At 64.0% G+C, this 21,622-nt stretch carries 21 protein-coding genes; 6 read left to right on the top strand and 15 right to left on the bottom strand.

Annotated features, from left to right (window positions below; genetic code table 11):
* Window positions 1–268: 268 nt before the first annotated feature.
* The 8 genes from nadC to K6M89_RS19520 form a co-directional block, all read right to left on the bottom strand.
* A complete protein-coding gene (gene nadC, locus K6M89_RS19485; RefSeq protein WP_222140597.1) occupies window positions 269–1,189 on the bottom strand; it encodes a carboxylating nicotinate-nucleotide diphosphorylase in 921 nt (306 codons plus the stop codon).
* Window positions 1,167–2,708 carry an L-aspartate oxidase gene (locus tag K6M89_RS19490; protein WP_222140598.1) on the bottom strand — a complete coding sequence of 514 codons (1,542 nt, stop codon included), beginning with the start codon at window positions 2,706–2,708 and terminating at the stop codon, window positions 1,167–1,169. Before K6M89_RS19490 ends, nadC begins: the two co-directional genes overlap by 23 nt.
* Window positions 2,705–3,676 (bottom strand): quinolinate synthase NadA, encoded by a 972-nt coding sequence (nadA, locus tag K6M89_RS19495; RefSeq protein ID WP_222140599.1) that lies wholly within the window; start codon window positions 3,674–3,676, stop codon window positions 2,705–2,707. The genes K6M89_RS19490 and nadA overlap by 4 nt, the downstream gene beginning before the upstream one ends.
* Window positions 3,677–3,745: 69 nt before the next feature.
* Complete coding sequence (locus K6M89_RS19500) at window positions 3,746–4,675, bottom strand: NUDIX hydrolase (protein ID WP_222140600.1); 930 nt, start codon at window positions 4,673–4,675, stop codon at window positions 3,746–3,748.
* Window positions 4,676–5,016: 341 nt separating this feature from the next.
* On the bottom strand, window positions 5,017–5,832 hold the full coding sequence (locus K6M89_RS19505) for a 3-methyl-2-oxobutanoate hydroxymethyltransferase (RefSeq protein WP_222140601.1): 816 nt from the start codon (window positions 5,830–5,832) through the stop codon (window positions 5,017–5,019).
* A 26-nt stretch (window positions 5,833–5,858) separates the two neighbouring features.
* On the bottom strand, window positions 5,859–7,082 hold the full coding sequence (locus K6M89_RS19510) for an NAD(P)/FAD-dependent oxidoreductase (RefSeq protein ID WP_222140602.1): 1,224 nt from the start codon (window positions 7,080–7,082) through the stop codon (window positions 5,859–5,861).
* A gap of 10 nt (window positions 7,083–7,092) precedes the next feature.
* A complete protein-coding gene (locus K6M89_RS19515) occupies window positions 7,093–7,407 on the bottom strand; it encodes a MocE family 2Fe-2S type ferredoxin (protein ID WP_010028639.1) in 315 nt (104 codons plus the stop codon).
* Window positions 7,408–7,429: 22 nt separating this feature from the next.
* On the bottom strand, window positions 7,430–8,518 hold the full coding sequence (locus tag K6M89_RS19520; protein WP_222140603.1) for a fatty acid desaturase family protein: 1,089 nt from the start codon (window positions 8,516–8,518) through the stop codon (window positions 7,430–7,432).
* Window positions 8,519–8,649: 131 nt separating this feature from the next.
* On the opposite strand from K6M89_RS19520, the gene K6M89_RS19525 reads away from it, so the two are divergent.
* Window positions 8,650–9,678: a LacI family DNA-binding transcriptional regulator gene (locus K6M89_RS19525; protein WP_222140604.1), complete on the top strand. Its 1,029-nt coding sequence runs from the start codon at window positions 8,650–8,652 to the stop codon at window positions 9,676–9,678.
* A 160-nt stretch (window positions 9,679–9,838) separates the two neighbouring features.
* On the top strand, window positions 9,839–10,651 hold the full coding sequence (locus tag K6M89_RS19530) for a TIM barrel protein (protein WP_222140605.1): 813 nt from the start codon (window positions 9,839–9,841) through the stop codon (window positions 10,649–10,651).
* Window positions 10,652–10,737: 86 nt separating this feature from the next.
* Here the strand turns inward: K6M89_RS19530 and cobM are convergent, their stop codons facing one another.
* Both cobM and cbiE read right to left on the bottom strand, forming a co-directional pair.
* Window positions 10,738–11,496, bottom strand: coding sequence for a precorrin-4 C(11)-methyltransferase (gene cobM / locus K6M89_RS19535; RefSeq protein WP_222140606.1), 759 nt, complete (start codon window positions 11,494–11,496; stop codon window positions 10,738–10,740).
* Window positions 11,497–11,500: 4 nt separating this feature from the next.
* On the bottom strand, window positions 11,501–12,733 hold the full coding sequence (gene cbiE, locus K6M89_RS19540) for a precorrin-6y C5,15-methyltransferase (decarboxylating) subunit CbiE (protein ID WP_222140607.1): 1,233 nt from the start codon (window positions 12,731–12,733) through the stop codon (window positions 11,501–11,503).
* On the opposite strand from cbiE, the gene K6M89_RS19545 reads away from it, so the two are divergent.
* Window positions 12,732–13,502, top strand: coding sequence for a cobalt-precorrin-6A reductase (locus tag K6M89_RS19545; protein WP_222140608.1), 771 nt, complete (start codon window positions 12,732–12,734; stop codon window positions 13,500–13,502). The two genes, cbiE and K6M89_RS19545, sit on opposite strands and share 2 nt — an antisense overlap.
* On the opposite strand, the gene K6M89_RS19550 is transcribed toward K6M89_RS19545, so the two are convergent.
* The 5 genes from K6M89_RS19550 to cobF all read right to left on the bottom strand — a co-directional run bounded on the left by K6M89_RS19550 (window position 13,466) and on the right by cobF (window position 17,808).
* Window positions 13,466–14,230, bottom strand: a complete 765-nt coding sequence (locus tag K6M89_RS19550) for a precorrin-3B C(17)-methyltransferase (RefSeq protein ID WP_222140609.1) — start codon at window positions 14,228–14,230, stop codon at window positions 13,466–13,468. The two genes, K6M89_RS19545 and K6M89_RS19550, sit on opposite strands and share 37 nt — an antisense overlap.
* Window positions 14,227–14,958 carry a precorrin-2 C(20)-methyltransferase gene (locus K6M89_RS19555; protein WP_222140610.1) on the bottom strand — a complete coding sequence of 244 codons (732 nt, stop codon included), beginning with the start codon at window positions 14,956–14,958 and terminating at the stop codon, window positions 14,227–14,229. Before K6M89_RS19555 ends, K6M89_RS19550 begins: the two co-directional genes overlap by 4 nt.
* Window positions 14,955–15,587, bottom strand: coding sequence for a precorrin-8X methylmutase (locus K6M89_RS19560; RefSeq protein ID WP_222140611.1), 633 nt, complete (start codon window positions 15,585–15,587; stop codon window positions 14,955–14,957). Before K6M89_RS19560 ends, K6M89_RS19555 begins: the two co-directional genes overlap by 4 nt.
* 2 nt (window positions 15,588–15,589) lie before the next feature.
* Entirely contained in the window at window positions 15,590–16,972 is a 1,383-nt protein-coding gene (cobG, locus tag K6M89_RS19565; protein ID WP_222140612.1) for a precorrin-3B synthase, read from the bottom strand.
* A 71-nt stretch (window positions 16,973–17,043) separates the two neighbouring features.
* Window positions 17,044–17,808 (bottom strand): precorrin-6A synthase (deacetylating), encoded by a 765-nt coding sequence (cobF, locus tag K6M89_RS19570; protein ID WP_222140613.1) that lies wholly within the window; start codon window positions 17,806–17,808, stop codon window positions 17,044–17,046.
* Window positions 17,809–18,009: 201 nt separating this feature from the next.
* Between cobF and repA the strand changes: the two genes are divergently transcribed.
* The 3 genes from repA to repC all read left to right on the top strand — a co-directional run bounded on the left by repA (window position 18,010) and on the right by repC (window position 21,568).
* Window positions 18,010–19,206: a plasmid partitioning protein RepA gene (gene repA / locus K6M89_RS19575; RefSeq protein ID WP_097581776.1), complete on the top strand. Its 1,197-nt coding sequence runs from the start codon at window positions 18,010–18,012 to the stop codon at window positions 19,204–19,206.
* Window positions 19,203–20,198 (top strand): plasmid partitioning protein RepB, encoded by a 996-nt coding sequence (gene repB, locus K6M89_RS19580; RefSeq protein WP_222140614.1) that lies wholly within the window; start codon window positions 19,203–19,205, stop codon window positions 20,196–20,198. Before repA ends, repB begins: the two co-directional genes overlap by 4 nt.
* Window positions 20,199–20,353: 155 nt before the next feature.
* Window positions 20,354–21,568 (top strand): plasmid replication protein RepC, encoded by a 1,215-nt coding sequence (gene repC / locus K6M89_RS19585; RefSeq protein ID WP_222140615.1) that lies wholly within the window; start codon window positions 20,354–20,356, stop codon window positions 21,566–21,568.
* Window positions 21,569–21,622: the final 54 nt, after the last annotated feature.

A 21,622-nucleotide genomic window follows, 5' to 3' on the forward strand; every position in this document is an offset into this window, starting at 1 on the left:
GTAGCGGTCGCGTAAACATGTTAGAGCTATAAGAGCGCCGCGCATAGCGGTTTTTGCTATAAAGAGAAGAAGTTTCAGCGAATATTTGCATTTTCGCGTGTCGCTCGCCGGAAAGATGCTTCGCCAACACTTGCCCAATGAGGTGCTGTGGGCATTCTGCGGCGGCGAGTTGTTTGAGCCGCCGCTGGCCTTCATAGCCGGCAGAGTAGAACAGGATGATTTTAGGCCGGATCGGCCTAAAATCTAAATCCTGTTCTAAATTAGATAGTTAGAGCACATGCGCAACCCGTATCGGACTTTTTTCGGTCGCGGTCGCCTCGACGAAGTCGAGGCCGATATCCAGCACCGGCGCGCTGTGCGTCAGCCAGCCGACGGAAATAAGGTCGACACCGGAGGCCGCGATTGCCGCGGCTGTTGCCGGCGTCACCCGGCCGGATGCCTCGGTGATCGCCCGGCCGGCGACGACGGCGACGGCCTCGCGCAGCTGATCCGGCGTCATATTGTCGAGCAGGACGGCATCGACGCCTGTTTCCACCGCTTCATGCAGCTGATCGAGCCTGTCCACTTCGACCTCGACCTTCACCAGATGGCCGACGCCTGCCCGGGCCCGGCGGATCGCCTCGGCAACGCCGCCGGCGATGGCGACGTGATTGTCCTTGATCAGCACCGCGTCATAAAGGGCGAAACGGTGGTTCGTGCCGCCGCCGGCCCGCACCGCATATTTCTCCAGCGCCCTCAGCCCCGGCGTCGTTTTGCGCGTGCAGGCGACGGAAGCTTTGCTGCCGCTGATGGCGGCGGCAATCTCGGCCGTCACGGTGGCGATGCCGGAGAGATGGCCGAGGAAATTCAGCGCGGTGCGCTCGGCGGTGAGCAGGCCGCGCGACGGACCTTCGATGGTGGCGATCACGTCGCCTGGTTTGACCGCGTCGCCATCCTGGACATGGCGTCGCAGGACGATCTCGGGATCGACGAGCGTGAAAGCGAGCTCGGCCGCGTCGAGACCGGCGATCACACCCGGCTGACGGGCGGCCATCACCACTGTCGAGCGGTGCTCGCTTGGAATGACGGATGCCGAGGTGATGTCGCCGGCGAGGCCGAGATCTTCGAGCAAGGCCGCCCGCACCAGCGGCTCGACGATCAGGCGCGGAAGGGGAACGAGGCTCATCTCAGGCACTCCTGGCAAGGGCATAGGGCGGTGTTGCGCGGGCGATCTCCAACGCCTGGGAAAGGTGCATCCGGCGGCGTTGCGCATCGGCGAGCTTCAGCGGAAAATCGGTGCGGGCATGGGCGCCGCGCGATTCCATCCGCAGGCCGGCAAAGACGGCGATCAACAGCGCGACGATGGCCGGATCGGCGGCAGGGCCGTCACTTTCGGCAAGCGGCAGCAGGGCGGCGGTCGCGTCCTGCACGGCACCCCGATTGCGCAGCACGCCGAGATGGCGCGAGACGATCGGCCGGACAAGCGATGCGTCGGGCGACGCCGGCAGCCTTTCGGATTGGAAGGGACTGCCGGTGGGTGCCGGCATGCCCGCTATGTCGCGCGCCGCCCGCATGCCCATCACCGCCGCCTCCAGCAGCGAGTTGCTGGCCAGCCGGTTTGCGCCGTGCAGGCCGGTCGAGGCGGCCTCCCCGGTAACCCAGAGGCCGGGAACGGAGCTGCGGCCATTGGCATCGGTCGCGACCCCGCCCATGTGGTAGTGAACGGCCGGGCGCACCGGAATGAAGTCTTTCGCCGGATCGATTCCGGCTTCACCGCAAAGAGCTGCGATAACAGGGAAGCGTGTGGCAAACCGACTGCCGAGCGCGTCGCGAGCGTCGAGGAAGACCTTGCCGCCGCGGGCGATCTCGGCGCTGATGGCGCGCGCCACCACATCGCGCGGCGCAAGCTCGGCGCCCGGGATGCGGGCCATGAACCGCTCGCCGCGTTCGTTGACGAGCAGGGCCCCCTCACCGCGCACCGCCTCGCTGACCAGCGCTAAGGGCCTGCGGCGGGAATCGAGCGCCGTCGGATGGAACTGGACGAATTCCATGTCGGCGAGATCGGCACCTGCGCGTGCCGCGAGCGCGATCCCCTGGCCGAAATTGCCGAGCGGATTGGTAGTCGCATCATAAAGACCGCCGATGCCGCCGGTGGCGAGCACCACCTTTCCGGTCGGCAGGATGGCGGCTCCATCCGCGGTCGCGCAGAGCAGGCCGGCGACCTCGTCGCCGTCCATCAGAATCCGCCGCGCTTCGAAGCCTTCGCGCACGGATATGGCGGGCGTCTGCGCCACGGCCCGCACCAATGCCGCGATGATCGCCGCACCCGATCCGTCGCCTTCGGCATGGACGATGCGGCGGCGATTATGGGCGGCCTCCAGTCCGAGCGAGAATTCTCCCGCCGCATTGCGGTCGAAGCGCGCGCCGGCCTGTTCCAGCGCTGCAATTGCCGCCGGCGCCTCGGCAATGATGCCGGCCGCGACGGTCCGATCGCAGAGCCCGTCGCCGGCCGCAAGCGTATCGGCCAGATGCAGCGCCGCACTGTCGTCGGCGCCGATGCTGGCGGCAATGCCACCCTGCGCCCAGGCGCTCGAGGTCTGTGTGCCGAGGGCGGCGCGGGTGACGATGACGGAGGGGTCCGGCGCCAGCGTCAGTGCGGTCATCAGCCCGGCCAGGCCGCTGCCGACGATGACGGTGCGCCCGGCAAGATGATCGAGACGTTCGCTCATATCGCCAGCATCCTTTCGACGGCGCGCCGCGCCGCTGCGGCGATGGCCGGATCGACCGTCACTTCATGGCGGTTTTCCTCAAGCGCGGCGCGGATATTGGCGAGGGTGATGCGCTTCATATGCGGGCAGAGATTGCAGGGACGAATGAACTCGACGTCGGGATGGTGCACGGCGACGTTGTCGCTCATCGAGCATTCGGTCAGCAGCACCACACGCGCCGGCTTCTGCCTGCCGACATAATCCGACATCACGGCGGTGGAGCCGGCGAAATCGGCCTCGGCCACGACGTCGGGCGGGCACTCCGGATGGGCGAGCACCGTCACGCCGGGATGGTTTTCGCGCAGCTGGCGGACATCGTCGGCGGTGAAAAGTTCGTGCACTTCGCAATGGCCGTGCCAGGCGATGATCTCGACATCGGTCTCGCGGGCGACATTGCGCGCCAGATATTCATCCGGGATCATCAGCACCTTCGGCACGCCGAGCGATTCCACCACCTGTTTGGCATTGCCCGAGGTGCAGCAGATATCGGAGGCGGCCTTCACCGCGGCCGAGGTGTTGACATAGGTGACGACGGGCACGCCGGGATGGGCCTGGCGCAACAGCGCGATATCCTCCGGTGTGATCGAATCCGCCAGCGAGCAGCCGGCGCCGAGATCCGGGATCAGAACGGTTTTCTCAGGGTTCAACAGCTTGGCGGTCTCGGCCATGAAGTGCACGCCGGCGAGCACGATCACGTCGGCATCGACCTCGATCGCCTTGCGGGCGAGCGCCAGGCTGTCGCCGACGATATCGGCCACGCCGTGAAAGATCTCCGGCGTCTGGTAATTATGCGCGAGAATGACGGCGTTGCGGCGGCGCTTGAGCGCGAGGATGGCGTCGACATCATTTTCGAACGTTATCCATTCGGCTTTGGGAATGACGCGGCTGACGCGCTCATAGAGCGAGGATGCGGAAACAGGATGATTCATGGCCGGCTCCTATTTATGCTCTATTTGAGCATATCACGGGCAAAGAGATATTCTCGTTCTGAGCATATGTCAATTGCGGGAGAGCGGTAATTTCGTTCCGGCGAGCGCCCGTTCCTCGAGCACGGTGTGGCGGAAGCGGAAAAGCTTGGCCGGCCGGCCGCCGGTTTCGCTTTCCGTGCCGCCGGTCTCCTCGACCAGTTCCTGCTGTTCGATCAGGCGGCGAAAATTCTGCTTGTGCAATGTCAGGCCGGCGAGCGCCTCGATGGTGCGCTGCAGCCGCAGGAGCGTGAAACTCTCCGGCATCAGCTCGAAGACGACGGGGCGGTATTTGATCTTGGCGCGCAGCCTGGCGATCCCGGTCGCGAGAATGCGGCGGTGATCGGCAAACATCGCCCGGCCGAGATTGGCTTCCCCAGCACATCCGGCTTCGGCCACGAGTCCGGCTTCATAGAGCAGTTCGTAGCGTTGCAGCGCCAGATCCTCGTTCCAGCCGCCGCCATCGAGGCCGAAGGTGAAATCGGCGCGGCGATGGCGGTGGTCACGCCGGGCCGGATCGGCATCCGCCCAGCTCTTCAGACGCGTCATGATTTCGCCGAGCACGGCCGGGCGGCCCTGCCGATGGTCTTCCCAGGGAAAATAGTCGTACCAGCCGTGCCATCCCGGCCGGCCGGCGCCCGACTGCTCGTTGACGAGGCCGAGATAGCTGATCGAAATCGTCCGCCCGCCCGGGATGTCGTTGTTCCGGTCGCGGTCGGCGAAGGTATAGAGCTGCTCGAGATAGCCGACTGGGTGCTCCGTCTGTTCCTGGATCCATTCGCGCAGGCCTGATTGCAGGGTGCGATGGCCCATTTCGAAGGGACCTGACGGCAGCGCGCCGCCGGAACGGATGGTCATCACGCGCGGTTCATCCCCCGTCACTGCGACGAGCACCGCAATCAGTTCCGCATGCGCAAAGCCGATCGTCACAGGGGGCCGAATACTCCGTTCCGAATGGGTCATTCCTGACACAGGCGGGAGCGGAAGCCAATGGAGCGGAAGCCACTTCGCGGGCCTTCCACATCTCTCTGTCTCTCGTGAAGATGCCTTTCGCTTGCGCTCAAGGCGTTCGTCGCGGGCGCTCCTCACCCCCTCATCTGCCCTACGGGCATCTTCTCCCCGCTGGGGGAGAAGGGGGAGCAAGATGCAAGCTTCGTTTTCTACAAGCGAACCTTTTAGGAGGGCGAGACGCTGCCACATCCCCCTTCTCCCCAGCGGGGGAGAAGATGCCGGCAGGCTAGATGAGGGGGTGAGCGACGCCAGGAGCGAATGCGCTGAGCGCAAGCGAAGTCAAGAACAGACGCTCAGCCATTCCCCGTCTCGCTCGCCAGCCGATCCAGGAAGACCTTCAGCTCCGCTTCCTCGATGCCGACGAGATGGCGCTTTTCCGGGTAGGCGCCGGTTCGGACATCGTCGGCGAATTCGGTGAAGGCGGCGATGCGTTCGCGCTGCAGCCGGTCGTGTTCGGTGGCGAAGCTGCGGTAGACCTTGGCATGGCGGGGATAGTGGTCGCGGTTGGCGCCGAGCACGTCGTCGGCGAAGAGATATTGGGCGTCGCAGCCGCTGCCGGCCCCCATCGAGATCATCAGCATCGAAGTATTGCTGCTGATGGCGGCAGCGACATCGCCCGGCACGACTTCGATTTCGGCAGCGAAGGCGCCGGCCTCCTCCAGCGCCTTGGTCTGCCGCCAGATTTCGGCCGCACTCGCCGCCGTCTTGCCGACGGCGCGGAAGCCGCCGGTCCAGGTCGCCTTCGACGGGATCAGCCCGAGATGGCCGCAGACGGGAATGCCCTCATCGCGCAGGCGCCGGACGATCTGCAGGCTGGCGGCACAATAGACCGCGTCGCCGCCGGCCTTCAACGCCGCGAAGGCGGCGCGCAGATAGTCTTCGGCCGAAACATGCTCGCCATATTCGAGCCCCGGAATGGCAAAGGGCGTGGGCGCGATCTCGCGAAAGACCGGACCGAGCAGCGACGGCGGCAGAGAGACGATGTCGATCCCCGCCTTTTCGGCCGCTTCCGCCTCTTCCAGCGAGGTGACGCGCAGCATGGTCAGCTGGCGCTTGCCTTTTTCCGAAAGCAGATCGGCGACGGTTGCACGCTTATGTTTTTTCATCATCAATTCCTTTGAAAATGTCGGACGGCTCAGGCGGCCAGAAGGGATTTCAGCTTGACGTCGGCGGCTGTCAGCGCCGACGGGGCGGGGTGGGCGCGTGCGGCGATCAGCATTTCCGCGAGCCTGATATCGCGCGCCACCGTATTGCCCGGGCCGATGCCGCTGGCGGCGATCAGCCGTCCGTCGGCGTCGACATGGAAAAGAATGAAGGCGCCGGTGCCGAGGTCGCGGCGGTAATGCGTGGCCGCCCCTTCGGCAAGGCCAGCAATCTGCAGCGTCATGTCGTATTGATCCGACCAGAACCACGGCACCGATGAAACGGCTTCGTCGAGGCCGAGCATGTTGGCCGCGGCCAATGTGCCCTGCTCCTGGGCACTCCGCCAGGATTCGAGCCGCACCCGCCGGTCGCCATAGATCGGCAGCGGAAAGGAGCAGCAGTCGCCGGCCGCAAAAACGTCAGGTGCCGAGGTCCGAAGGCAGGTGTCGACGGCAATGCCGTTTTCGATCGTCAGCCCGGCCCTTTGCGCGATCTCGACATTCGGCCGCGCGCCGATGCCGACGAGAGCAAGATCGGCTTCGATCACCTCGCCGCTCGACAATCGGATGCGGGCTTTCCCGCTTTCCGCCGTCAGCGCCTCGATGGAAACGCCGCAGCGGATATCGACGCCTTCGGCGCGGTGGCGCTCGGTGAGCAGATGAGCGATCTCCTCCGGCACGCCGCGCTTCAGCACCCGTTCCAGCCCCTCGATGACGGTGACCTTGGCGCCGAGGAGGCGCGCCGTCGCCGCAAGCTCCAGGCCGATGAAGCCGCCGCCGATGATGGCGATATGCCGTCCTGGTTTCATGGCCTCGCGCAGCGCCGCCGCATCGTCATGGGTCCGAAGCGCGCGGATATGCGGACTGTCTTCCGGGGCGCCGGGGAACGATCGCGCGGCTGCGCCCGTCGCCAGCAGCAGCTTGTCGTAGAGAAGCGCAGTGCCATTCGAAAGCGTGACGGTCCTGGAGGCGGGATCGAAGTCCGTAGCTTCCAGGCCGGTCAGGAGCCGGATGCGGTTTTCGGCGTATTTTTCCGCCGCAACGATGAATTTCGGATCGCTCGCATCGGACCCCGCCTTCGAAAGAGGCGGCCGCTCATAGGGGGGCAGCGGTTCGGCTCCGACAAGCGTTATTTCGCCGTCAAAACCCTTTTCCCGCAAGGCGAAGGCGGCGCGGGCACCGCATTCGCCCGCACCGAGGATGACGAAATGAGCCACGTCGGCCTCCTTATACAGCGATGAAGACGGTGTCGCCTTCGACCTTGACCGGATAGGTCTTCAGATTGACGCAGACCGGGGCGCCCTTGGCTTCGCCGGTCTTGTAGTTGAAGCGGCCGTTATGTTTCGGACATTCGATGATCTCATCCATGACAAGCCCGTCGGCGAGATGGATATGTTCATGCGTGCAGAGCCCGTCGGTCGCGAAGAACTCGTCGTCGGGGCTGCGGTAGACCGCGAAGGTGCGCCCGCCATGATCGAAGCGGATGACATCCTCTTCGTCGATCTCGTCCTTGCCGCAGACTTCGATCCAGTTTCCGCTCATCTTTGTCCTCCTCGATTTTCGATTATTGTGCCGCCGGCGCCAGCTCGTTGTGGAATTCCTCGCGATAGGGCCGCGCGGTGGCCGGCAGTTCCCGCCTCAGGAAATAATCCTCGTTGCGAAGCTGGCGCAGGAAGGCCGGGATCATCTCGCGATAGCCGGAGAGGATCGACGGGTTCGGCGCCGGCAGGTCGTGCTTGATCATCGCGTGCAGCTTCGGCAGCGCGTGGTAGGGCACCATCGGGAACATGTGATGTTCGACGTGGTAATTCATGTTCCAGTAGATGAAACGGCTGATGGGGTTCATATAGACGGTACGGCTGTTCAGCCGGTGATCGATGACGTTGTCGGCAAGCCCGCCATGCTGCAGGAGCCCGGTCAGCACATGGTGCCAGGCACCGTAGAGACGCGGCAGGCCGATCAGCATCAGCGGCAGGATGGAGCCCGTGGCGACCGCGACGGCGACGGTCGCAAGATAGATCGCCAGCCAGATGCGGGCGATGCGGATCGCTTTGGGCTGTTCCATTTCGGGAATGAAGGTTTTCTCGGCCGCGCTGACGACACCGAAGGCGTTGCGCAGCATGTCGATCATCGCGTGCCAGACGTCGAGGATGCCGAAGAAATTGAGAACCAGCCGGAGGAGGTCCGGCGGCCGCATCACAGCGATTTCCGGATCGCGGCCGACGATGACGGTATCGGTGTGGTGGCGCGCATGGCTCCAGCGCCAGGTCACCGGATTGCGCATGATCATGAAGCAGGCGATCTGATAGACGGCGTCGTTCATCCAGCGCGTCTTGAAAGCGGTGCCGTGACCGCATTCGTGCCAGCGGCTGTCGGAGGCCGAGCCGTAGAGCACGCCATAGGCGAGGAAGAAGGGCACGGCGATCCACGAACCCCAGAAATAGATACCGAGCCCGGCAAGAACCGCCATGCTGCCGAGCCAGATGACCGTGTCACGGATACCAGGCGCATCGGAGCGCTGCATCAGCGCCTTCATCTCCTTGCGCGGAATATCGGTGTGGTACCATTGCGCTGCCGCCAGCCCCGTCTCGACGGCGGTGCGGCTGCTTTCGCCAAGCAGATCGTAGTCACGTTTTTTTGTCTGGGTCGCCATCATCTGCCTCCCGTTGCCCTTGCCGATCAGAATAGGTTGACTTTGGCGGGCCCTCAATGCAGGCTTGATACAATCTATCAAAAGCCATCATAAATGGCTTGCATCCGTGATTGAATCTATCAGGAACATTTATGCGCCGTCCCACCATCTCCGATCTCGCCCGCGCCTCGGGCGTCAGTGTTGCCACCGTCGACCGGGTTCTAAACGGCCGCCACCGCGTGCGGGAGGAAACGGCGCGGCGCGTTTATGACGCGGCCCAGTCGATTGGCTACCATGCCGTCGGCCTCATCCGGCAACGTGTCTTCGAGGATCTGCCGCAATATAGGCTGGCCTTCCTGCTGCAGAAGCCGATGCAGCCCTTCTATCAGGCCTTCGCTCGCGAAATCGAAGCGGCGGCGCGCAACGTGACCACCGCCCGCCTGCAGATCCAGATCGATTATCCCTCAGCGGCTACCCCGGCCGCCATCATCGAGAAGATCAAAGGCTTTGCCGCCCGGAACCAGGCGGTTGCCGTCGTCGGGCCCGATTATCCCGCTGTGACGACGGCGGTCGAGGAGTTGAAGGAGCGGGGCATCCCGGTGTTCTCGGTGCTCTCTGATCTCGCCACGGGCGTGCGCGACGCCTATGTCGGCGTCAACAACCGCAAGGTCGGGCGAACCGCTGCTTGGACGATCGCCCGCACGGCGCACAAACCCGGCAAGGTCGCCTGTTTCGTCGGCAGTCACCGCTTTCACGGCCATGAACTCAGGGAGATCGGCTTCCGTTCCTATTTTCGCGAGAATGCGCCGGAATTCGATGTCGTCGACACGCTGATCAATCTCGAAACCGCCGAAATCACCCACGAGGTGACGCTGACGCTTCTGCAGAAGCATTCCGATCTCGTCGGCCTCTATGTCTGTGGCGGCGGCATGGAGGGGGCGATCTCGGCATTCCGCGAAGAGGGCGTCGGCGGCAGGGTCGCGCTGGTGGTCAACGAACTGACGCCGGACAGCAAGGCCGGGCTTGCCGACGATATCGTCACGATGGTGATCGCAACCCCCCTGCCCGCCCTTTGCAAGGAGCTGGTGTCGCTGATGCTCGGCGCCATCGAGCGCGGCGAGGCCGCCATTCCCGGCCAGTCCTTCCTGCCGTTCGACATCTACATTTCAGAGAACATCTGAGGAGTGATGGAATTCCATCATTACCCTCGAAATTCTTTCAGCAATGAAAGCCGGAGCAGGCGATGGCAGATGGATTGCCGCGCAAATTCCGATAGAGATTCGCACGCCCATTCACAGGATTGCTCCGCCGCGATGCGGAGACGAGGAGGATATATCCGTCATGACTTCCATCCGCTTTGCGCTCAACCATATGGCCGCGCCGTCGCTTGCCATCGATGATTTCTTCGCGCTGGCAAAGTCGCTCGGCATCGGAGAGGTCGAGATCCGCAACGACCTTTCCGGCAACGCCATTCTCGACGGAACCAAACCCGAAGCGATCAAGCAAGCCGCCGAGAGCCACGGGCTGACGATCATCTCGATCAATGCGCTGCAGCGCTTCAACGAATGGAATGCAACCCGGGCAGCCGAAGCGCAGGAACTGATCGACTATGCCAGCGCCTGTGGCGCCAAGGCGCTCGTGCTCGTTCCGAAGAACGACGGCACCGGCTGCGCCGATGGCGAACGGCAGGCCAATCTGCGCCAGTCCCTGACGGCGTTGAAGCCGATGCTCGATGAAGCCGGCATCATCGGCCTCGTCGAGCCGCTCGGTTTCGAAATCTGCTCGCTGCGCTCGAAGACCGAGGCGGCCGAGGCAATCAAGGAACTCGGCGCGCAATCGACCTTCAAGCTCGTTCACGACACCTTCCACCATCACCTTGCCGGCGAAGCGGCGACCTTCCCGAAGCTTGCCGGTCTCGTCCACATCTCCGGCGTCAGCGACCCCTCTGTGTCGGTTGCCGATATGCGCGATTCTCATCGGGTGCTCGTCGACGGCGACGACCGGCTCGACAATGCTGGGCAGATCAAGGCGCTGCTGCAGGCGGGCTACAAGGGTCCGTTCTCCTTCGAGCCCTTCGCAGCCGAAGTGCATGCCGTCAAGGACCCGGCTGCAGCGCTACGCACCAGCATGGATCATCTCACCGCACGAGTTTGAGACTGCAAAGACCTGCGGCGCGGTCATGAAGCGTCGCCACCATTGTCGATACGGTCGGCCGCTGGCGAGCGGCCGACCGCATCACTCTATTCGCGGCCCCTGAACCGGCGCTGATAGGCGGGGTCGTAGAGCGAGCTCTCGCGAAAATCCTCTGCCGCAAGCGATGGGCCGACGAAGATGATCGCCGTGCGTTCGATCGGCTCGGCCGCAACCTTTGCCTCGATATCGCGGAGTGTGCCGCGCAGCACGCTCTCGTCCGGCCAGGAGGCCTTGACGACGATCGCGACCGGGCAGTCGGCGCCGTAGAGCGGCGTCAATTCCGCCACCACCTGCTTCAGCGCATGGATTGCCAGATGGATCGACAGCGTGGCGCCGGTGGCGCCGAATTTCGCCAGCGTCTCGTCATTCGGCATCGGCGAAGCGCGGCCGGAAACGCGGGTGAGCACCAGGCTCTGGGCCACGGCCGGGATCGTCAGTTCGCGGCCGAGCACGGAGGCAGCGGCGGCAAAGGCCGGAACACCCGGCGTCATCGTATAAGCGATGCCGTGTTTTTGCAGCCGGCGCACCTGCTCGGCCACCGCACTCCAGACCGAAAGATCGCCGGAATGCAGCCTTGCGACGTCCTGCCCGGCAGCCGCGGCGGCGAGATATTCCGCCTCGATCTCGTCGAGCGACAGCGGCGCGGTATCGACGATACGCGCGCCCGGCGGGCAATATTGCAGCAGTTCAGGAGAGACGATCGAACCGGCATAGAGACAGACCGGGCACTGGGCGATGAGACCGCGGCCACGCACCGTGATCAGATCCGCAGCCCCCGGCCCCGCGCCGATGAAATGCACCGTCATTCCGTCATCCTTTCGTCCAGCGCCACTGCGTCACCGGCATGGCCGGCCGCCAGCCGCTCATGCCGCCGATGGCGCCGGCGCGCGCTATTTCGATGCGCGTCAGCGAGCCGCCGCGCTTTGCATGTTCGCAGAGCAGCACGGCTTCCATCTCCAGCGTCACGGCATTGGCGAGGAGCCGCCCTCCCCGCTTCAGCGCCGCAATCGCGGCATCGATGACGCCAGCCTCGCTGCCGCCGCCGCCGAGGAAGATCGCATCCGGTTCCGGCAGGCCCACAAGTGCGCCGGGTGCTGCGCCTTCGATGACGGCGAGATGCGGCACGCCGAAGGCGGATGCGTTACGGGCGATCCGCGCCGCCCGCTCCGGCGATTGCTCGATGGCAATCGTCTTCAGCGACGGATCGGCAAGCATCCATTCGATGCCGATCGATCCCGAACCGGCGCCGATATCCCAGAGCAGTTCGCCGTGCCGCGGCGCAAGCGCCGACAGCGTCATTGCCCGGATTTCGCGTTTGGTGATCTGTCCGTCATGCTCGAACAGTTCGTCCTCGAGCCCGGCGACGAAAGGCAGAATGCGGGCCCCCTCCCCTGCCGCGACATGGAGGGCGCAGACATTGAGGGGATCGATGTCCGCAAGATCGAAATCCGCGGAGATCGCGCTTCTGCGCCGGTCCCGCGAGCCGCCCAGCGCCTCGAGAACGGTAAGCTGTGACTGACCGAAACCATCGGCGGCAAGCAGGTTTGCCAGCGCGCGAGGCCCGTTCTCGTCCGACGTCAGCGCGATGATGCGCCGTCCAGGGTGCAGATGCGGCCGGATCAGGTCGATCGGCCGGCCATGCAGCGAAATCGTCGCGACGTCCTGCAGTGGCCAGCCGAGCCGCGAGGCGGCAAGGCTGAAGGCCGAAGGCGCCGGGATGGTGCGCATCTCTTCCACCGCCAAATGGCGGGAGAGCGTTGCGCCGACGCCATGGAGGAACGGATCGCCGGAGGCGAGCACGACGACCGGCGTGCCGCGCCTTGCAAGGATCGCCTCGATTGAGCGCGCGAACGGGCTCTGCCAGGAAAATCTCTCACCTGATATCAGCTGCGCCGCCAGGGCATGATGCCGTGCGCCGCCGAAGACGGCCGGTGCGCTGGCGATCAGCCTTTTCGCCTCCTCGCCCAGCCCTTCTGGACCATCTTCACCGATGCCGATAATAGTCAGCCAGGGCTGATTGCCGGGAGGAGAGAGATCAGACATGGGACGACCTCGCATTCTGATCCTCGGCGGCACCAGCGAGGCGCGCCTGCTGGGCGAAGCGCTCGCGGCGCGTGACGATTGCGATATTCTTCTGTCGCTGGCCGGGCGTACCGAAAAACCGGCTGCGCAGCCGGTTCCGGTTCGAATCGGTGGTTTCGGCGGCGCTGCGGCGCTCGCCGATTTCCTGAACGGGGGCGGATATGATCTGCTTATCGACGCCACGCATCCCTTCGCCGAGCGCATCTCTGCCAATGCCGCCCGTGCTGCCGAGGCCACCGGCATAACCGCCATCGCTCTGCGTCGTCCCGAATGGCAGCGCCTGCCGGGCGATCACTGGCGGGACGTGCGGAGCATTCCGGCGGCCATTGAGGCGCTTGGCCCCTCCCCCCGCCATGTCTTCCTGGCAACGGGCCGGCAGGGTGCGCATTATGCCGAAGCGGCAGCACAGCATCACTATCTCGTTCGCAGCGTCGACCCCGTCGAGCCGCCGCTTGCGCTTGCGAATGTCGATTATATCCTCGATCGTGGTCCGTTCACGCTGGAAGGCGAATTGGCTCTGCTGAGACAGCACCATATCGATGTCATCATTGCCAAGAACAGCGGCGGCGGCGCCACCTATGCGAAGATCGAGGCAGCCCGCCTGCTCGGCATCGAGGTGATGATGGTCACGCGTGCGCAAGCGTCCACGGTCAAGATGGTCGAAACTGTCGAGGCGGCGCTGGCGGCGGTCGATCACCTCTTCCCCTCCGCCATGAAACGCGGCGTATAGACGAGGTCCGGCCTGCCGGGCCGCGTGATGATCCGCGTTTCGGCCGAGCCGATGATGATGCAGGTCGCCATATCGGCCATCGAGGCATCCGCCTGGGACAGCGGCTGTACGGCGATACGTTCGTCCGGCCGCCCGGCCGCGCGCCCGAAAATAACCGGTGTCGTTGCCGGCAGATGGTCGCGCAACAGCTTGAAGGCCTCGCCGAGCTGCCACGGCCGCGCCCGGCTGATCGGATTATAAAGGGCGATGACGAAGCCGGCCCTGGCCGCCAATTCGAGACGGTTTTCTATTATATTCCAAGGCTTTAGATTGTCCGACAGCGAGATGGCGCAGAAATCGTGGCCAAGCGGTGCCCCTGCTCTCGCGGCCACCGCCAGCATCGCGGTGATGCCGGGCAGGATGGTGAGATCGACCGCGCGCCAGGCTGCCGGCCCGTTCTCGATCGCCTCGCAGACGGCAGCAGCCATGGCGAAGACACCGGGGTCGCCGCCGGAGACGATGCAGACCTTGGCACCATCCGCTGCCATCGAAAGTGCCGCCCCTGCCCTGTCGAGTTCTTCGCGATTGTCCGAGGCATGGCGCAGCTGATCGTCGCGGAGCTGCAGCCTGTCGAGATAGGGTCCATAACCGAAGAAATTCGTCGCCGCATCGACGGCGGCCAACGCTTCCGGCGTCATCTGTTCGGGATTGCCGGGGCCGGTGCCGATCACGAAAAGGGCGCCGCTCATCGGCTGCGCTCCCAGCCCGGCACCAGGACGAGCGAAAAATACGGCGCATCGCCGTCGGCCCTGTCGGCAAGCTTTGCCATGGCTGCATTCGCCATGGTGCCGCGTTCGACATAGACCGCTTGGCCGAGTCGTCCGGCAGTTTCCAGCGCCCGGCGGATTTTCGGCAGATTGCGGCCGACTTTCATGATGACGGCGGCTTGCGTATCGGCCAGGCGGCGCGTCAGCTCGGCCTCGGCCATCGTACCGGGCAGTACGGAAAGCACGTCATCCCCCTGGACGATCGGCATGCCGGCCAAGGACCAGCAGCCCGACATGGCGCTGATGCCGGGGATCACTTCGGTCGGATAGCGCTGGGAAAGTCTGACATGCAGGTGCATGTAGGAGCCGTAGAACAGCGGATCGCCCTCGCTGAGCACGGCGACGGTCCGCCCGGCATCGAGATGGCCGGCGATTGCCTCGGCGGACCGGTCATAGAACTGGGTGATCAGGCTCCGGTAACGCTCGTCGTTCTTGTCGATCTCGGTGGTGACGGGATAATAGAGCGGCAGCAGCGTCACGCCGGATTTCAGCAGTGGCTCGACGATCGCCTTGCCATTGCCGCCCCTGCCCTCTTTGGCAAAGTAAGCAATGACGTCGGCATCTTCGATGGCGCGGACGGCTTTAAGGGTCAGGAGCTCCGGGTCGCCGGGACCCGTGCCGACGCCGATCAGGCGGCCTTGTTTTGTCATAGGCCCGGCCTCGCCAGCGCATTGATGGCGGCCGCCGTCATGGCGCTACCGCCGAGCCGGCCGCGCACGATGGCGAAGGGGACGCCATAGGAATTTTCCGCCAGCGCATCCTTTGATTCCGCCGCGCCGACAAAACCGACGGGCATGCCGAGGATAGCAGCGGGTTTCGGGGCGCCGTCGCGCAAGAGTTCGAGCAGGTGGAACAGCGCCGTCGGCGCATTGCCGATCGCGACAATGCTTCCGCCGAGCCGGTCGAGCCACAGATGCATGGCGGCGGCTGAGCGCGTATTGCCGGTCTTGACCGCAAGCTCCGGCGTGGCGGGATCGCGCAGCGTGCAGATCACCTCGTTCATCGCCGGCAGCCGTGCCCGGGTAACGCCCTGAGCGACCATTTCCGCGTCGCAGAAGATCGGTGCTCCACCTTTCAGCGCCTCGCGCGCCGCGCTAACGACATCGGCGGAAAACACAAAATGCTCCGCCGCTTCGACCAGCCCGCAGGCATGGATCATGCGCACGGCGATCTCGGCCTGATCTTCGGTGAAGCGCGAAAGATCGGCCTCGGCGCGGATGATCGCAAAGGAGCGCTCGTAGATCGCGTCGCCGCTGCGGATATAATCGTAGTCTGGCATTCCTATTCCTGTCGCAGCACCTTCGAAACGCCGGTTGCGCCAAGCCGTGTAAGGCAGGCGGCGGTCGATTCGCCAGCGCCTCTGTTATCTTCGATGGAGCGGGCGAGCCTCTCTATAGCGAAATCGATCCGTCCGCCAGCGATCCGTTCATCCGGCCGATCCATTGCCAACCCGTTGAGGATGAGATCGTAACCTTCAGCCGTCCCGGTCAGGGTCAGCGCCGGGCGCGCATGCGCGCAGCCTTTGGCACAGCCGGAGAGATGCAGCGTCAGCGACCCGTCGAACAGGTCGGGTGCCGCGGCCAGGATGCGGCGGGCCAGCGTTCGTGTTTCGTAGAAGCCGGAGCCGCAGGCGCCGGCGCCGGCGCAGGCGGCAATATGCTCGGCTTTATCGCCGGCTTGCGCGCTGAAGCCGTATTTGGCGGCCGCGGCCTCGATCGCCGGCACTCTCTCTGCCGGCAGGCCGAGGAAGAAGAAACCGCGACCCGGCGCCAGCCGGATGGCCGTTGCGCCGGAGGCTTTGGCGAGATCGAGCAGGGCGGTCAGGTCGGACGCTCTCGTCTGGCCGAATTCCGGCCGCACGCCGAGCACGGCTTTGCCGTCCGCCAGCCTATGCAGGCCCGGTAGCGGCATCCTTGCCGAGCACGACTGCATGGATCGGATAGCTGCCATGGCGGGAAAATGCGTTTGCAGATGCACCGGATCGATATCCCGTGCCCGACTGCCCTGCCCGAGCATTGCCAGCTGAACCAGGATTTCGCCAACGGCCGAGACGGCCGCCTCCGCAGGACCGGCCGCGACCGGCGTTGCGGTCGCACCATCGCCATTGATGGCGACTAGCCAATGCGCTTGGGCTAGTGCGACGACACGAATATCGGCGGAAAGTTCCGACAAGCCGAAGGTTCCACCGCCGTCGATGACGATCGACAGTTTCGGCGCAAGCCGCGGCGAGGCGAGCAGTTCCTGAAGCTTGCTGCGCAGGGCCAGTTCCATTGCGGCCGGATCGCTCACCTCTTCCGGGTCGATGCCATGCAGCGGCGAGATCTCGATCGCCGGCCCGTCCGGCACGGTGATCCCGGCGGCATCAATATCGGAAGCGAGCTGTCCGACCGTCTCGGCCCGCAGCCCGCGGATCTGCAGATTGCCGCGCGCAGTGATCTCGAGAATACCATTTCCATGCGCCGTAGCTGAGCGAGCAAGGGCGGAGAATTGCGAGACCGTCAAGGCGCCGCCGGCCGGCCGCAGCCGCACGAGCAGGCCGTCACCGGTCGGCATCGGCGCGGCAAGGGCGGGGCAGGCGCCTCGCGCGCGCCTCTTCGCCGCCGCGCGATCACGGCCGTCCGTCGCGCCTCTGCTGTCGATCGCCTTGGCGGTCTCTATGCCCATTCTTAATCCTCTGTCCGTGTCTTACATGATCGCGGCAGACGCGGCAAAACATGATGGAAACGGTCGACCGGCTATTCCTCGAAATCCCGTCCCTTGCGCAGGAGATAGATGTCCATGATCCAGCCATGCCGTTGCCGGGCCTGGCTCCTGAGTGTCAGGATATCGGCCGCGACATCGCCGAGCCGTCCTGATCGGACGATCTCGTCCTCGGTACCGAGATAGGCGCCCCAGAAAATCTCGGCATCGCGGTCGTCGATCTTGGCAAAAGCCTGATCGCCGTCGAGCATGACGACCGTCGTGGGCGCCTGGAGTCCCTCCCGCGCCAGCCGACGCCCGGTGGTAATTTCGATCGGCTTGCCGACGAGATTGATCGGGATTTTGTGGCTGGCCGCCAGGGCCTGGATGCTGGTGATGCCGGGAACGACACTGTAATCGAAATCCAGGTCGGCTTGCTGCCGCACCCGTTCGATGATGCGGATCGTGCTGTCGTAGAGACTGGGATCACCCCAGACCAGAAAGGCGCCGCTGCCATCCTCGGGCAGGCCGGCGATCAGATCTGCATAGATATGGGCGATCTCGCCATGCCAGGCGTCGACGCTTTGCGCGTAGCTTCTGTCGGCCGTCTGTCGCTGCGGCACTGCGAATTCTGAGATCCGGATCCCCGGCCGTGTGATATATCGCTCGCAGATCTCGCGGCGAACTTCGGCAAGCTCTTCCTTGGTCGCGCCCTTGAGCGGCAGAAAGATCACGTCGGCGGCGTTCATCGCATTGATTGCCTGTATGGTGACGTGCTCCGGGTTGCCCGTGCCGATGCCGATGATATGGATGTGCTTCACGCCGATACTCCAATGATTCCTGGCGGTCTTGCCGAAAAAGCCGGATCGCCGCAAGGGCAGGGCAGGGAGTTGGCCGCGGCCAACTGGGCCGCTGATGGGGCCCTGGCCCCCATTGTTGCCGGAAATCCCGAATCGTGTCACTTTCGATACGCTTTTTGACGCTATGTTGACAGAAAAGCGCATCGAAAAGGATTGGGTGTTTTGGACAACATTAGCGTATCGACGACAGATCTGCGGATCGAGCGGCATGCGAACCAGCTTTCGCGGCAATTGAAGCTGTTGCGCGACAAGCTGTTTCCGCCGCTTTCGCAGAAGACGCTGCGCACATTCTCCTCCGGCGAGGCCGCTCAGATGATCGGCGTTTCCGACGGCTATCTTCGCCAGCTTTCGCTGGATGGCAAGGGGCCGCAGCCGGAACTTTCCCCGAATGGCAGGCGCTCCTATACGCTCGGCCAGATCAATGAATTGCGCCATTATATGGCGAAGCTGAAGCCGAAGGATGCGCTCAGCTATCTTCCCTGGCGGCGTCCCGGCGAGAAGCTGCAGACGGTCGCCGTGACCAATTTCAAGGGCGGTTCGGCCAAGACGACGACGACACTCTATCTGGCGCAGTATCTGGCGCTGGCGGGTTACCGGGTGCTTGCCATCGATCTCGATCCGCAGGCCTCGCTCTCCTCCATGCTGGGCGTGCAGCCCGAATTCGATCTCTCCGACGGCGATACGCTCTATGGCGCCATTCGCTACGATGCCGGACGCAAGCCGCTGAAGGAGATTGTCCGCAAGACCTATTTCGACGGGCTCGATCTGGTGCCGGGCAATCTCGAGCTGATGGAGTTCGAGCATGAGACGCCGCGGGCGCTCAACGATCGTCAAAAGCCGGCCGAGCTGTTCTTCCGCCGGGTCGGCGTGGCGATTGCCGAGGTCGAGGCGGATTACGACGTGGTGGTGATCGATTGCCCGCCGCAGCTCGGCTATCTCACCCTCGGGGCCGTCTGCGCCGCCACATCGCTGCTGATCACCATCCATCCGCAGATGGTCGACGTCGCGTCGATGTCGCAGTTCCTGCTGATGACCTCGGATCTGCTCTCCGTCGTTCGCAAGGCCGGCGGCGACCTGCAGCACGACTTCATCAAATATGTCGTCACCCGCCACGAACCTTTCGATGCACCGCAGTCGCAGATCGTTGCGCTGTTGCGCAGCCTGTTCGGCGATGACGTGTTGACGGCAACCATTCTCAAATCGACGGCGATTGCCGATGCCGGCCTGACCAAGCAGACGCTCTTCGAAATCGAGAAGGGGCAGGTGCGCCGCTCGACTTACGATCGGGCGTTGGAATCGGTCAATGCCGCCAACAGCGAGGTTCTTGCCGGCATTCACAAAGCCTGGGGCAGGACATGAGCAGACGCGATCGCCTCAAAGGTCTTTTCGACGATACGGCGCAGGAGTTGGCCGCGGCCAACTACGAAGAATCTTCTTCGCGCGGATCGGCCGGGCCGGTCCGGACGATGGCGCTGACCCTCGGGCGCATGGAGGAAGAGAGCAGGGCGATGCAGGAGGCCTTGCTCTCCGGCGAGCGCATCGTCGAACTCGATCCCGATCTGATTGATTCCTCCTTCGTGCGCGACCGGCTTGCCGACCAGCCGCTCGATATGGAAGACGAGCTGGTGCAGTCGATTGCCGAGAACGGCCAGGAAGTGCCGGTTCTGGTTCGTCGCCATCCTGATGACGAGGCCCGCTACCAGATCGCCTACGGCCATCGACGCCTGCAGGCCGTCAGGCTGCTCGGACGCAAAGTGCAGGCGATCGTCCGTCAGCTCGACGATACCGATGTCGTCATCGCGCAAGGTATCGAGAACTCGGCGCGCCGGAACCTTTCCTATATCGAACGCGCCGTTTTCGCCTTCAATCTCGAGCTCAAGGGGTTTGAGCGTCCTGTCATCATGAAGGCGCTGTCGACCGACAAGACGGAGCTGTCGAAGCTGTTGTCGGTCGCAAAAGCCATCCCGGCCGAGATCGTCCGCTCCGTGGGAGCTGCCCCCGGCATTGGACGGCGTAAATGGATGGCGCTTGCCCAGGACTGGAACGGGATGACGGCGGCGCGGCTTGTGAAGCTTATCGCCTCGGAACAGTTCATGGCGGAAGAGAGCGACCGCCGTTTCGAGCTTTTGGTTGCCGAGCTCGCCCGGAAAGAGGCGAAGCCGGAGCCCACGAAATATGACTGGAAGCCGAAGAGCGGCGGCAAGATTGCCGGCCGAATCAGAAGCGCCGGCAATTCATTCACGATCGCGTTGAAAACAGGCGATGCGCCGGATTTCGGCGCTTACATTTCACGCCGTCTCGATGAGCTTTACGAAGCCTATCGGGCCGGCAAGTTGCAAGCAGGAGAGTAGGCGCAAAAGAAAAAAGCCTCCGAACGTTGCCGTCGCGGAAGCCTTTCTCATATCTGGACAATCTGAGAATCGCACTTCCTCGAATCACTGTCAAGCGTCTTCGGCATCCTTTTGGGTGGTAAGATTTCTTTTGCCTTGAAAAAAAGGTGAGGGACATGGAGCCTCAATATGTATCGACGCCCTTTGGGCGGCGATCGATGACGCTTGGCATGCTGGCAAGCCAGGAAAGCGCCAGCAAGGTCGACCCGGACGCATCGGTCGACAAGTGGAAGATCTTTCGCTCGCTCTGCGAGGCAAAGGACATGATCGGCGTATCCGATCGTGCGCTTGCCGTTCTCAACGCGTTGTTGACCTTCTATCCGAAGAACGAGATTGCCGAGGCCAACGGCTTCGTCGTTTTTCCTTCGAATGAGCAGCTCTCGCTGCGCACGCACGGCATGGCCGGCACGACGCTGCGGCGGAACCTGGCGATGCTGGTGGAAGCCGGGCTGATCATCCGGCGCGATAGCCCGAACGGCAAACGGTTTGCCCGCCGCAACGGTGAGGGCGGGCTTGGCGAGGCCTTCGGCTTCAGCCTGGCACCGCTTCTTGCCCGCGCCGGCGAGATCGAAGCGCAAGCGGCTCAGGTGATGGCCGATAGGCTCGAATGGAAGCGCCTGAGGGAGCGCCTGACGCTCTGCCGACGTGACATCGCCAAGCTGATCGAGATCGCGCTGGAAGAGGAAATTGCGGGCGAATGGATCGAGATGCAGAAACATTTCAATCTGCTGTCGGCCAGCCTGCCGCGCCGCCCGTCGGCGGCGGAGATGAGAAGCCTGCTGACGGATCTCGAGGCGTTCCGCGAAATGATCATCAAGACGCTGGAATCGAAAACGAAAACAGAAAAAACAGACGCCAATGACAGCCAAAACGGTCGGCACATACATAATTCAAACCCACACCTAATATCTGAACTTGAACCAAGCTTCGAACCGAAGCAGGGCGCAAAGCCGGAGGAAGAACCGCGGGCGTGGCGGGAGCCGCCAAAGTCCTTCCCGCTTGCCATGGTGTTGCAGGCCTGCCCCGAGATCGCCGCTTATGGGCCGGGCGGCGGGATCGGCAGCTGGCGGGATCTGATGGCCGCGGCCGTCATCGTCCGCTCGACGCTGGGCGTCAGCCCGAGCGCCTATCAACTGGCCTGCGATATCATGGGACCGGACAACGCCGCCACTGTGATCGCCTGCATTCTGGAACGAGGCGGCCATATCAACTCGGCCGGCGGCTATCTGCGAGACCTGACCCGGCGGGCGGAGCGCGGCGAATTCTCGCTCGGGCCGATGCTGATGGCGTTAATGCGGGCAAATGGTCCGCTGGCGAGGAGAACCGGGTGACCGGGTGGCCAAAAAGCCTCGCACCAGCTGCGAGCGTTAGAAGGAAATGCGGCC

The sequence above is a fragment of the Rhizobium croatiense genome, from assembly GCF_019793465.1.
Lineage (GTDB): Bacteria > Pseudomonadota > Alphaproteobacteria > Rhizobiales > Rhizobiaceae > Rhizobium > Rhizobium croatiense.